The 11,500-nt window shown below is 63.6% G+C and carries 13 protein-coding genes; 7 read left to right on the forward strand and 6 right to left on the reverse strand.

Annotation, left to right across the window (positions count from 1 at the left end):
- Nucleotides 1–74 precede the first annotated feature (74 nt).
- Genes OHD62_RS12840 through OHD62_RS12865 form a run of 6 tightly spaced genes read left to right on the forward strand, consistent with a single transcriptional unit; the run spans nt 75 to nt 4,025 of the window.
- Nucleotides 75–1,061, forward strand: a complete 987-nt coding sequence (locus OHD62_RS12840) for an ABC transporter permease (protein ID WP_263783117.1) — start codon at nt 75–77, stop codon at nt 1,059–1,061.
- Nucleotides 1,058–1,888 carry an ABC transporter permease gene (locus OHD62_RS12845; protein ID WP_263783118.1) on the forward strand — a complete coding sequence of 277 codons (831 nt, stop codon included), beginning with the start codon at nt 1,058–1,060 and terminating at the stop codon, nt 1,886–1,888. The genes OHD62_RS12840 and OHD62_RS12845 overlap by 4 nt, the downstream gene beginning before the upstream one ends.
- Entirely contained in the window at nt 1,885–2,682 is a 798-nt protein-coding gene (locus OHD62_RS12850; protein WP_263783119.1) for an ABC transporter ATP-binding protein, read from the forward strand. The genes OHD62_RS12845 and OHD62_RS12850 overlap by 4 nt, the downstream gene beginning before the upstream one ends.
- A complete protein-coding gene (locus tag OHD62_RS12855; RefSeq protein WP_263783120.1) occupies nt 2,679–3,461 on the forward strand; it encodes an ATP-binding cassette domain-containing protein in 783 nt (260 codons plus the stop codon). The genes OHD62_RS12850 and OHD62_RS12855 overlap by 4 nt, the downstream gene beginning before the upstream one ends.
- A 58-nt stretch (nt 3,462–3,519) precedes the next feature.
- The gene (locus OHD62_RS12860; protein ID WP_263783121.1) at nt 3,520–3,657 is read left to right on the forward strand and encodes a hypothetical protein; all 138 of its coding nucleotides are present in this window, start codon (nt 3,520–3,522) and stop codon (nt 3,655–3,657) included.
- Complete coding sequence (locus tag OHD62_RS12865) at nt 3,654–4,025, forward strand: L-2-amino-thiazoline-4-carboxylic acid hydrolase (RefSeq protein ID WP_263783122.1); 372 nt, start codon at nt 3,654–3,656, stop codon at nt 4,023–4,025. Before OHD62_RS12860 ends, OHD62_RS12865 begins: the two co-directional genes overlap by 4 nt.
- Nucleotides 4,026–4,040: 15 nt before the next feature.
- On the opposite strand, the gene OHD62_RS12870 is transcribed toward OHD62_RS12865, so the two are convergent.
- The 6 genes from OHD62_RS12870 to OHD62_RS12895 form a co-directional block, all read right to left on the reverse strand.
- On the reverse strand, nt 4,041–4,829 hold the full coding sequence (locus OHD62_RS12870; RefSeq protein WP_263783123.1) for a DeoR/GlpR family DNA-binding transcription regulator: 789 nt from the start codon (nt 4,827–4,829) through the stop codon (nt 4,041–4,043).
- 143 nt (nt 4,830–4,972) lie between these two features.
- Nucleotides 4,973–6,559 (reverse strand): gamma-glutamyltransferase, encoded by a 1,587-nt coding sequence (ggt, locus tag OHD62_RS12875; RefSeq protein ID WP_263783124.1) that lies wholly within the window; start codon nt 6,557–6,559, stop codon nt 4,973–4,975.
- A gap of 32 nt (nt 6,560–6,591) precedes the next feature.
- Entirely contained in the window at nt 6,592–7,392 is an 801-nt protein-coding gene (locus tag OHD62_RS12880) for an ABC transporter permease (protein ID WP_263783125.1), read from the reverse strand.
- Nucleotides 7,389–8,297, reverse strand: a complete 909-nt coding sequence (locus OHD62_RS12885) for an ABC transporter permease (protein WP_263783127.1) — start codon at nt 8,295–8,297, stop codon at nt 7,389–7,391. Before OHD62_RS12885 ends, OHD62_RS12880 begins: the two co-directional genes overlap by 4 nt.
- Entirely contained in the window at nt 8,294–9,397 is a 1,104-nt protein-coding gene (locus tag OHD62_RS12890) for an ABC transporter ATP-binding protein (RefSeq protein ID WP_263783128.1), read from the reverse strand. Before OHD62_RS12890 ends, OHD62_RS12885 begins: the two co-directional genes overlap by 4 nt.
- A gap of 102 nt (nt 9,398–9,499) precedes the next feature.
- Nucleotides 9,500–10,537: an ABC transporter substrate-binding protein gene (locus OHD62_RS12895; RefSeq protein ID WP_318528597.1), complete on the reverse strand. Its 1,038-nt coding sequence runs from the start codon at nt 10,535–10,537 to the stop codon at nt 9,500–9,502.
- A gap of 245 nt (nt 10,538–10,782) precedes the next feature.
- Here OHD62_RS12895 and OHD62_RS12900 point away from each other — a divergent pair, with 245 nt between their 5' ends.
- Nucleotides 10,783–11,484, forward strand: a complete 702-nt coding sequence (locus OHD62_RS12900; protein ID WP_263783129.1) for a GntR family transcriptional regulator — start codon at nt 10,783–10,785, stop codon at nt 11,482–11,484.
- Nucleotides 11,485–11,500 lie beyond the last annotated feature (16 nt).

Genomic DNA, 11,500 nt, shown 5'->3' on the forward strand with positions numbered 1-11,500 from the left:
AGATGTCCGGCAGGACAGAGGGGGGTGCCTGGACGCCACCCTAACCAGCACATCGCCAATCCTTCGAGGCGCGCATGAACCGCGCCCTCATCCTCCTGCGCCGTCGCCTCGTCGGCAGCATCTTCGTGCTGCTGATTGTCGTCATCGGCACCTTCCTTTTGCTGGAACTTGCCCCCGGCGATGCGGTCGACGCCTATATCGTTTCAACCGGCGGCGACGCCGGCATGATCGAGCTGCTGCGCCATCGCTGGGGCCTCGACCAGTCGGAGCTGACGCGGCTGGCCAACTATCTCTGGGCGCTGCTCCATCTCGACCTCGGCCAGTCCGTCGCCTTCTCCAGGCCGATCCGCGATGTCATCCTCGAGCGCCTGCCGACAACGCTTATCCTGATGGGCAGCGCCACCGCCCTCTCATTCGGCCTCGGCTCGGCGCTCGGTATCTATGCAGGCGCCAGGCCCGGCAGCTTTCGCGACCGTTTCCTGTCGATCGGTTCTCTGGCGCTCTATGCCGTCCCCGGCTTTTGGCTCGGCCTGGTGCTGATCGTCATCTTTGCCGTCGACCTGCGTTGGCTGCCGATCGGCGGCATCGAGAGCATCGCGTCGATCAAAACCGGCCTTGGCCGCGCCGCCGATATCGCCGTCCATCTTGTCCTGCCGGTCTCCGCGCTCGGCTTCATCTATCTGGCGCTCTATTTGCGCATGACGCGCGCCGGCATGGCAGAGGCCTGGCGCCAGGATTTTGTGCTGGCCGCCCGCGCCAGGGGGCTGTCGCGCCGCCGCATCGTGTTCGCCCATGTCGCCCGCAATGCGCTGCTATCGCTGGTCACCATGCTCGGCCTGCAATCGGCGCAGATGCTGGGCGGCAGCGTCGTCATCGAAAGCGTCTTTGCCGTTCCCGGTCTCGGCCGGCTGGCGCAGGAAGCGGTGGCCGCACGCGACACGCCGCTGTTGCTCGGCATCATCCTGGTCAGCGCTGTGCTCGTCATCCTCATCAACCTTCTCGTCGACATCGCCTACGCCTTGCTTGATCCGCGCGTCGGCGCCAGCGAGACCGGCGCATGAACCCGCTTCGCCGCTTTCTTCGCGTCCCGGAAGCACGCGCCGGCGTGGTCATTCTGGCGGCGCTGCTCGCCATGGCGTTGTCGGCATCGCTGTTCTTTCCTGGTGATCCGCAGGCCATTGCCGGGCCGGCGCTGCTGCCGCCTTTCAAGGACTGGTCGCTGCCACTTGGCACCGACCGGCTCGGCCGCGACGTGCTGGCCGAGCTGTTCCACGGCGCCCGCACCTCGCTGGCGGTCGGGATCGCCGCGGCAGCCGCGGCCCTTGTCATAGGCGCAATAATCGGCACGCTGGCCGGCTTCGCCGGCGGCCTCATTGATGAGCTGCTGATGCGAACCACCGATGCCTTCCAGACCGTGCCGAGTTTCCTCTTGGCGCTGGCCTTCGTCAGCGTCGTCGGGCCGTCGCTCGGCGTCGTCGTCGCGGCAATCGCGCTCGGTGCCTGGACAGGGCCGGCGCGTGTGGCGCGCGCCGAAGTGCTGTCGATCCGCGAGCGCGATTTCGTCGCCGGCGCCCGCGTCACCGGCATGCATCCGCTGGAGATCGCCTTTCGCGAGATTCTGCCCAACGCCTTGCCGCCGGTGCTGGCATTGTCCTCGGTGATCGTCGCTGCTGCGATCCTTACTGAAGCCGCTCTGTCCTTCCTCGGTCTTGGTGACCCCAATCGCGTCACCTGGGGCGGCATGATCGCCGAAGGCCGCGCCGTTTTACGCACCGCGCCCTTCCTGTCGATCATTCCGGGTATCGCACTCGTGCTGACCGTGCTTGGCGTCTATCTCGCCGGCGAAGGCGTCGTCGAGACGACGGCGGTGAGACGGAGCCTGTCGTGACGGCGCTGCTTTCGATCCGCGATCTGACAGTGACCTATCGCCGCGACGGTGGCGAGGTGGCGGCGCTGAAAGACATTAGCCTGGATATCGCTGCCGGCGAGCGGCTGGCTGTCATAGGCGAGAGCGGTTCGGGCAAGAGCACGCTGGCGCTGGCTGTTGCCGGGCTGCTGCCGGCGTCCGCCAGGGTCGATGGAAAAATCGATTGGCCTGGTCTCGGCCACACTCCGCTCGGTGGCCGCGACATCGGCTTTGTCTTCCAGGATCCGTCGGCGAGCCTCGATCCGGTGATGCCTGTCGGCAAACAAATCGCCGAAGTCGCCTACACCCATCTCGGTCTCGGCTGGCCGCAGGCCTACGCGAAAGCCAGGACCCTGCTCGAACGCGTCCGCTTGCCCGATCCGGATGCCGCCTTGCACGCCTTTCCACATCAGCTTTCCGGCGGCCAGAAACAGCGTGTGGCGATCGCCGCCGCAATAGCCGCCGGGCCGAAACTGCTGATCGCCGATGAGGCGACCAGCGCGCTGGATACCATCGTGCAGGCCGAGATCGTCGCACTGGTCCGACAACTGGTGGCCGCGGACGGCATGACGCTGCTGTTTATCAGCCACGATATCGCGCTGGCCGCCGAGCTTGCCGAACGCATCGCCGTATTCCGGTATGGCGGACTGATCGAAATCGGTGCAGCCAGGCAGATCGTCAGTGCCCCGCGCCACGCTTATACAAGCTCATTGCTCGACGCCCATCTCGGCCTCGACGCCGAACCGCTTTCACTGCAGGCCGGAACGCCGACGTGAGCAGTCCTTTGCTGAGCGTTTCCGGCCTCACCAAACGGTACCGCCGCGGCGTCAAGATCATTGCCGCCGTCGACGATGTCTCCTTCCATATCGAGACCGGAGAGACGCTGGCGCTGGCCGGACCATCAGGCAGCGGCAAATCCACGATCGCACGGCTGGTGCTTAGACTGGTCGAACCCGACGCGGGCCGCATCCGGTTTGAGGGCGAGGATTTCCTCGCCCTCGGCGGCGCCGCCTTGCGCAGCCGGCGCGCGCGCCTGCAAATGGTGTTCCAGGATCCGCTCGCCGCTTTCAACCCCCGCGCCACCGTGGCGCGCGTGCTCGACGATCCCTTGCGCGTCCATGGCATCGCGTCCCGGCAGGAGCGCCCGCGCCGCATTGCCGCTCTGCTGGAGCGCGTTGGCCTTACTCCCGATCTCGCGCCGCGAGCCATCCACGAAATCTCCGGTGGCCAGCGCCAGCGTGTCGCGATCGCCCGCGCCATCGCCACGAAACCGTCGCTGATCGTGTTCGACGAGGCGGTGTCGGCGCTCGACCTGTCCGTGCGCGGGCAAATCCTCAGGCTGCTGCTCGACCTGCAGCGTGAGGAACGGATTGCCTATCTGTTCATTTCGCATGATCTCGGCGTTATCAGCGCCATCGCCCATCGTGTCGTCATCCTTGACGCCGGCACGATCGCCGAGAGCGGCAACGCCCGCGCCGTGATCGACGCGCCGCAATCGGCCATCGGCAAGGCGCTGGTGGCGGCAACGCCACGACTGAATAGAACCAGACCATGATCCCGCAAAGTGGGACCCGGTTTGCGGATCATGGTCAACCGATAAGTCAGGACGCATCATGACAAACCCCGAAGCCAGAGCCGAAAAACTGTGGCGCGAACTTGATTCAGCCTTTCGCAACCGGGCCGATCTCTATCGCCTGTTCCTTGACGAACTGACCGTGGAACTGGGCGCGAGAGAGCCGAGGCGATCATGACCCGCATTATCGAACAGCGCGGCCAGGAGGTGGCGGCGGCGGCCTTTGCCGGGTTCGGCCCCAACGATGCACCGGCAATCGGCGAGGCGTTCCTGGCCGTCAGCCCGGATGGCGGCCGCATGTATCCGACCGATGTCGAACGCAGCGCGGACCGCATCGCCTTCAAGGTGAAACGCTGCCCGCTGAAGGACGCCTGGGTCGAGGCCGGCGTTGGCGACGACAAGCTCGCCACGCTTTGCCGCATCGCCGGCGCCTTCGACCGCGGCCTGTTCGAGGCGACCGGCGTGCGCTTCGACAACGTCACCTGGACGCCGGATCACGGCTCTGGCTGCTGCCACATCGCCCTGACGAACAGGGATGCAGTTTAATTTAGGGCGAAATTCTCAATTGCCGGCGAAGACGTGCAGTTCCGGTCCGGCCTCTTCGATGACCGCACGCCATTCCGCCTGCGGCTCGCAATCCGTGACGATGTCGGAAATCGCGCAAAGTGCGCAGACGCGATTGAGGCTGCTGCGGCCGAATTTCTCGCAGCTCACCACCAGCACGGTCGACAGCGATCGGGACATCATCGCGCGTTTGATCGCCGCGGCACCGGAGATCATGTCGTTCGGACCATCCGCGGTCACGCCCGAAGCGCCAATGACGGCAACATCGGCATTGTAGCGACGCACGAACTCGACCGTATCTTCGCCGAACACGCTGCCTTCCCGGCTGTCATAGGTTCCGGGGCAAACGACGACGCGAAAGGTCGGATTGGCGCCTGCCACCGAAGCGACGCCGATGGAGTTGGTGATGATGATCAAGTCCCGATTCAACTGCGACAGGTTGCGCGCCACCTCAAAGGTGGTCGATCCGCCATCGATCATCACGATCTGCCCCTTGTCGATAAGGCTCGCTGCGCCGCGGCCGATGCGGGCGCGCTCCTCGACCAGGGTGAGGCCGCGTTCGGAAATCGCCGGTTCGGACGTCACCAGCGAAATGGTCGCGCCACCATAGGTGCGGTTGAGAAGCCCGGCCTCGCCCAGTTCGATGAGATCGCGGCGGATCGTCTCGCCGGCGACGCCGATGCGCCTGGCAAGCTTGGAAATGCGGATCGATGCTGACCTGCGCACTTCCGACAAAATCAGTTCGTGCCGCTCCTTCTTCGTCAGCCGGCCTTGACCCATGATCATCCTTGCCCCTGCTTGCGAAGTCGAGGACATTAGCGACGCCGGTGCGGTTGGGGAAGAAGCGACATCGTTGCCATCGCTGGAACTGTCGCCGACGAAAGCGGCTCTGGCCGATCCGATTTTGGGCACTCTTGCGCGACGGACCGTCAATAGCCCAGCGCGCAACCGTCCTTGCGGGGATCGGACGCGCCGGTAAGCGTGCCCTTGTCCCAATCGATCAGCACCAATTGGCCACCGCCATGCGGCTCGGCGGCGATCGACACATGGTGGCCTCGTTCGCGCAGGCCGGCGATCGCGGCGGCTGGAATGCCGCGCTCCACCTCCACTGCATCTTGTCGGTAAAACACCCTCGGCGCATCCAGCGCCTCCTGCGGATCCATGCCGAAATCGATCATGTTGGTCAGCAGGTGGACATGGCCGAACGGCTGATAGCCGCCGCCCATCACGCCGAACGGCATGATCGCCCGACCCTTGGCCGTCACGATGCCCGGCATGATGGTGTGCATGGGGCGTTTTCCCGGCGCGATGCGATTTGGGTGGCCTGCCGTGAGGCGGAAGCTGCTGCCGCGGTTCTGCAGGACGACCCCGGTCCTGGGGCCGACCACGCCGCTGCCGAACGAATGAAAGGTCGAGTTGATGAAGGACACCGCGTTGCGATCACGGTCGACCACGGAGATATAGACGGTATCACTCGGCTGGAACTCCAGGCGAGCCAGGTGCGTCATCGCGCGCACCGGATCGATCGCGGCGCGCAGCCGGTCCGCATGGGATTTCGACAGCAACTCCTCAACGGGGACATGGACGTGGTTCTGGTCGCCGATGAAATTGTCGCGGTCCTGATAGGCAAGCCGCCCGGCCTCAATCTCGAGGTGAAGGCGCTCGGCGCCGTTTGGTTCCAGGGAGCCTAGCGAAAAGCCTGACAGCACGTTCAGCATGATCAGCGCCGTCAGGCCCTGGTTGTTCGGCGGCATCTGATGGATGTCATAGCCTCGGTAGGACGTAGCAACGGGCCTGGCATAGTCGCCCTGCGTGGCCGCGAAATCCGCCAGCGTATGCAGTCCGCCGAGCGCGCTGAGCCGCGACACCAAGTCGTCGGCGATCTCGCCTTCATAGAAGCCGGCACGGCCGCGGCTAGAGACGATACGCAAGGTGTCGGCCAGTTGCGGCTGGCGGTGCAGGTCGCCAGCCTTCGGCGCCTTTCCATCCGGCAGGAAGATCCGCGCCGCATGTTCGTCGGCGGCGAGCAAGGTAGCGCTGTCGGCCCAGTCGAAGGCCACGCGGTCATGCACGACATAGCCCTGTTCGGCATAGCGTATGGCGGGTGCGAGCGCAGCGTCGATGCCCTTTCTGCCGTGATCCTCGAGCAGCCGGCACCAGGCATCTATGGCGCCCGGCACGGTGACCGCGTGCGGACCGAACCCCGGCAGTTCGTCATACCCCCTGTCCAGATACCACTCAGCTTCCGCCGCGGCCGGCGCGCTGCCCGAGCCATTGAAGGCCAGGACTTCGCTCTGGCCGTTGGGGCAATAGAGGACGAAACAATCACCGCCGATACCGGTCGATTGCGGCTCGACGACTGCCTGCACCGCCGCCGCGCAAACCGCCGCATCCATTGCGTTGCCACCCGACCGCAGCATGTCGACCGCCGCCAGCGTCGCCAGCGGGTGCGATGTCGCGGCCATGGCTTGCGTCGCACGAACCGGCGACCGTCCGGGGAACTGAAAATCACGCATGCAGGATCAATAGCCTCCAAGGAATTTGAAAATCAGCGGCGGCGGCCAAAGAGCTGCGCCGCCGAAAGTAGCAGGATCGACAGCACGATCAGGCATGTCGAGATCGCGGCGATCGTCGGATCGATATGGTCGCGCAGCGCGCTGAACATGCGACGCGTCAGCGTCGTCGTCTCGCCGCCCGATATGAACAGCGACACCACAACCTCGTCGAACGAAGTGATGAAGGCAAACAAGGCGCCCGACACGATGGAGAACCGGATCTGCGGCATGGTCACCTGCCAGAAGGCGGCAAAACGTCCGGCGCCCAGGCTGCGCGCGACGCGCTCCTGATTCATGTCGTAGGACCGGAAGCCCGAAAGCACCGTCAGCACGACCAGCGGCAGAGCTTGCACCGTATGCGCCAGCACCAGGCCTGTCAGCGTGTTGTTGAGGCCGATGCGCGCATAAAGGAAGAACGTGCCGATGCCGATCAGGATAACCGGAATGATCAGCGAGGCGGTCAGCACCGCATTGACAATACCGGCGAGACGCAGCGCGCCGGAATTGAGCGCATAGGCCGCCGCGACGCCGATCGGTGTGGCGACGATAGTCGTCAACACCGCCGCCTTCAACGAGACAATCGTCGCGTCGCGCCATTCGACCGACTGGAAATAGGCTTCGTACCATCGTAGCGACCAGCTTTCCGGCGGGAATTGCAACAGCGTCGAACCGGAGAACGACATCGGCACGATGATCAGCGACGGTACGATGAGGAACAACAGCACTAGGGCACCGACACCATAGAGCCAAAGCCGTCGCCAATGCGAAATCGGCAGGCCGATATCGTCGTTCATTGCGAACCCCACACGCTGGCCGCCCGCGTCCCCAGCAGCCGCCGGAACAGACCGAGCAGCCCAAGCGTGACGGCAAGCAGGACGACGCCCAGCGCGCTGCCAGCACCCCAGTTGGAATAGAGGCTGGTGGTCTGCTCCATGCGCATCGCCCACATGATGACCTTGCCACCGCCCATCAAAGCTGGGGTGACGAAGAAACCGAGGCACAGAATGAAGACGATGACCACTCCGGCGGCGAGGCCAGGAAGCGAAAGCGGAAAGAACACCTGCCAGAAGGTCGCCGTCGGTGGCGCGCCAAGGTTCATCGCTGCGCGAAGATAGTCGGCATCGATCGCCTTCATCGAGGCGTAGAGCGGCAGCACCAGGAACGGCAGCAATATGTGCGTCATGCCGATGATGACACCGGCGAAATTATGGGCGAGCGGCAATGGCTGGCTGATCAGGCCAAGGTCGATGAGCCAGTTGTTCACCAAGCCCTTGCGCTGCAGGATCACCAGCCAGGCATAGGTGCGCACCAGCACCGATGTCCAGAACGGCAGCACCACGAAGATCAGGCAGATGGAAGCGGCGCGCCGCGGAAGCTGCGACAGCATGTAGGCCAAGGGATAGCCGATGAGGACGCACAGGCCGGTGACAATGAAGGCCACTTCGAACGTCGTAAGGAAAGTCCTGATATAGGAGGCCTGTTCGACGAAACGGGCATAGTTCGCACCGCTCAGTTGCCCGGTCTCATCGAACAGCGACAGCCAGAACAGCCAGCCGATCGGCAGGACGATGATGATCCCGACCAAAGCGAGGCCCGGAGAGCAGAGGCCGAGCAGGCCCAGCGACTCGCGACGGGCATCGGCCTTCAACGCGTCCGCATTCACGCCGCGGCTGACGAATTCTGCTGGCCGGACGCTCATGTTTCGTCCGCCACCAGGATTGCGTCCTGTGCATCGACGCGAAGCCGCACCGGTTGGCCGGCGATGGGCAGACGCGCCAGCACGTCGCTGCGGCAATAGTCGCGCAGCGCGATCTGCTGGTCGTCCGCCAGATTGGCATAGCAGATGAAACTGTCACCCTGATAGACGATGTCGCGCACCGTGGCGTCGAGCATGTTGGCGTTGGCGACCAGGCCGGCATCGGCGGCGAGCCCGGCATCGGCGACGAGCCTAACCTTTTCGGGCCGTACGACCAGCCAGTGCCGGCCCGACGACGGCAAAGGCGATGCGGTATGCACCTTTTTCCCGGCATACCAGACGCTGCCGTCGCGGCACTCCACGGGGATGAAATTCGATTCCCCGATGAAGCCCGCGACAAACCTGGTGCGCGGACTGGCATAGAGCGTCTCGGGCCGGTCGAGCTGCTCGATGCGGCCCTTGTTCATGACCGCGATACGGTCCGACATGGTGATCGCCTCGCGCTGGTCGTGGGTCACGTACACGGTGGTCATGCCCAGCCGGCGGTGCAGACTGCGCAGCTCGATCTGCATATGCTCGCGCAATCCCTTGTCGAGCGCCGACAGCGGCTCGTCCATCAGCACGATGCGCGGTTCGAACACGATCGCCCGCGCCAGCGCGACACGCTGGCGCTGCCCGCCCGACAATTGATCGACGCGGCGGTCAGCCAGGCCCTGCAACTGCACCAGATCGAGCACCTTTTCCACACGCTCGGCCGTTTCCGCCGCCGATGTGCGGCGCTGCTTCAGCGGAAAGGCGATGTTGTGGAAGACATTCATATGCGGGAACAGCGCGTAATTCTGGAACACCATGCCGATATTGCGCTTGTGCGGCGGCTTGGTGATGACTTCCTCGCCGCCAATGCCGATGCTTCCGGCATTGGCGCGGACGAACCCGGCCAGGATCATCAGCAGCGTGGTCTTGCCCGATCCCGATGGGCCGAGCAGCGTCAGGAATTCGCCGGGAGCCACATCGAGGTCGAGGTCGCTGAGCACCGGCACGCTGCCAAAACGTTTGGCTATGCCCCGAATGTTGATCGGCGGCGCCGAACGCGCGATGGACAATTTCAGTGCTCCTTGGAAATCTGCAACGAGTGCGTGAGGGCGTACAGCGGGCCGATCGAATCTGCATCGGCCGGCTGCGGCAGCCAATCGTCGATGGCCTGCTCACTGCTGGATCAGATTGTCGAATTTCTCCGTGGCGTCTACGAGGTTGTCACGCCAGAATTCGGCATCCTGCAGAACCTGCTTCTTGGCGTTTTCGGGGGCGGAATTGATGTCCTTGATCCTTTCCGGCGGAATCTTGCCGGTCTCGAAAGCCCTCTCGTTCACCGGCCCATTATCGACATACAATGGCAGATTGGCCTGGAGTTGCGGACTCACGAACATGGCCAGCGCCTTCATGGCGATATCCTTGTTTTTCGAGCCCTTGGGAATGACCATGCAATCTGCGGTCAGAACGCCTTGATCGAACGAGAAGCTGACCGGAGCCCCTTCCTTCTTCAAGGTCCCGGCACGTCCGTTCCAGATGCTTGCCATGTCGACTTCGCCGTCCTTGACGAGTTGCATGGCCTGGGCGCCGGAGGTCCACCAGGCATCGATGTGACCGCGGATCTTGTCGACGGATTTCAACGCGCCGTCGACATCGACCGGATAGACCTTGTCGATGGGGATGCCTTCGGCAAGCGCCGCAACGCTGAGCGTTTCCGTCGCCTGGCCGCTGCTCAGAGCACGGCGTCCCGGAAACTTCTCGACGTTCCAGAAATCGGCCCAGGTCTTCGGTCCTTTGTCGCCGAACACATCGGTCCTGTAGATCAGCACGACGGAGGTATAGGAGATGCCCACCCAGTCATCGTGCACAAGCTTCGGATTGATCCCGCTCTTGTCGATGACATTGTAGTCGAGCTTCTCGAACAGGCCTTCCTTGGAGCCCCGCGCGCATTCGTCCGCGCCGAGCTCGGTGATGTCCCATTTGACGGCATTGCCGGTCACCTGAAGCCGGACGTCGTCGAGACCGTTGGTGGTATCTTCCTTGATCGTGATGCCGAGCGCATCGGCGGTCGGCTTGAAGAACGCCTTGGCCTGCGCTTCCTGATAGGTTCCGCCCCAGGATGCCACGGTAATCGTCTCTGCCGCCTGCGTCGGCGCAACAGGCGCGGTCAACCCAATCACCGCTAATGCGCTGATAAAACTTAATTTTCTCATCGTTGTGTTCCCCAAAAGCCAATGTTACCTTGGCGTGCTATTTTGTATACAATTTTGAATGTAACTTGGCCGGAAAACAGATGTCAACTTGAAAGATCGCGGCTTTCGCCAATGCGCTTGCCGCACCATGAGGTAAGATGCACCTTGGCTTTCCGCGGCGATTGCGGTCATGCGTCCAGCGTGATTTCGGCAGAAACACTTTTTGGACCAGCCGCGACGACCAGTGAGGAGAACGGGATACCGCAATGCCCACGAGAAAAAAGAACACGCTTCGTGTATCCGTCTACGGGTCGATGAAAGCGATGATCGTCACCGGACAACTGCCTCCCGGAGCGCGCGTCACCGAGAACGATCTGGCGCTGAGGTTGAAGGTCAGCCGCACGCCGGTACGCGAGGCGCTTAACCGGCTTGAGCAGGACGGCCTGGTGGTTGGCCGTCCGCGCCAGGGCTACCTCGTCAAGGAATTCGACATCCAGATGTTCCGCGAGGCCTTCGAGATCAGGGAATTGCTGGATGGTTATGCGACCGAGCTGGCGACCGCTAAGATCACGGCTGCGGACAAGGAACGCCTCCGCGACATGGTGCGGGAATGCGAGCGCCTAGCCGCGCTGCCGACACGCGGTTCGGACGACATGTTCCAGGAACTCCAGATCGGAATGGACATCCACCGCACCATCGCCGAGATCAGCGGCAATGTGATGCTGTGCGGCCTGCTGAACGGCATTCTCGACAAGTGCCAGCACTATGTCTGGATGGAGCTGCTGAGACTGGACGAATGGGGAATCGCCCGCGACGAGCATTTCGAGATCGTCGAGGCCATTTGCGCCGGCGATGCCGCGCGTGCCGTCGAGCTCACGCGCGCCCACATCCGCGGGTCGCGCAACAACATCCTTCGCTTGCTGCAGGCGAAGTCGGACTACCAGAGCTTTCTCGCGCGGGCATCGTAGCGCAGAACACCGAGGG

The sequence above is a fragment of the Mesorhizobium sp. YC-39 genome (genome assembly GCF_025753795.1).
Lineage (GTDB): Bacteria > Pseudomonadota > Alphaproteobacteria > Rhizobiales > Rhizobiaceae > Mesorhizobium.

Excerpts from the sequence above, each read along its gene's own strand:
- OHD62_RS12865 (WP_263783122.1), top strand. The coding sequence starts at position 3,654 with ATGACCCGCATTATCGAACAGCGCGGCCAGGAGGTGGCGGCGGCGGCC.
- OHD62_RS12885 (WP_263783127.1), bottom strand. The coding sequence starts at position 8,297 with ATGAGCGTCCGGCCAGCAGAATTCGTCAGCCGCGGCGTGAATGCGGAC.
- OHD62_RS12870 (WP_263783123.1), bottom strand. The coding sequence starts at position 4,829 with ATGATCATGGGTCAAGGCCGGCTGACGAAGAAGGAGCGGCACGAACTG.
- OHD62_RS12900 (WP_263783129.1), top strand. The coding sequence starts at position 10,783 with ATGCCCACGAGAAAAAAGAACACGCTTCGTGTATCCGTCTACGGGTCG.
- OHD62_RS12860 (WP_263783121.1), top strand. The coding sequence starts at position 3,520 with ATGACAAACCCCGAAGCCAGAGCCGAAAAACTGTGGCGCGAACTTGAT.
- OHD62_RS12840 (WP_263783117.1), top strand. The coding sequence starts at position 75 with ATGAACCGCGCCCTCATCCTCCTGCGCCGTCGCCTCGTCGGCAGCATC.
- OHD62_RS12895 (WP_318528597.1), bottom strand. The coding sequence starts at position 10,537 with ATGAGAAAATTAAGTTTTATCAGCGCATTAGCGGTGATTGGGTTGACC.
- ggt (WP_263783124.1), bottom strand. The coding sequence starts at position 6,559 with ATGCGTGATTTTCAGTTCCCCGGACGGTCGCCGGTTCGTGCGACGCAA.
- OHD62_RS12845 (WP_263783118.1), top strand. The coding sequence starts at position 1,058 with ATGAACCCGCTTCGCCGCTTTCTTCGCGTCCCGGAAGCACGCGCCGGC.
- OHD62_RS12880 (WP_263783125.1), bottom strand. The coding sequence starts at position 7,392 with ATGAACGACGATATCGGCCTGCCGATTTCGCATTGGCGACGGCTTTGG.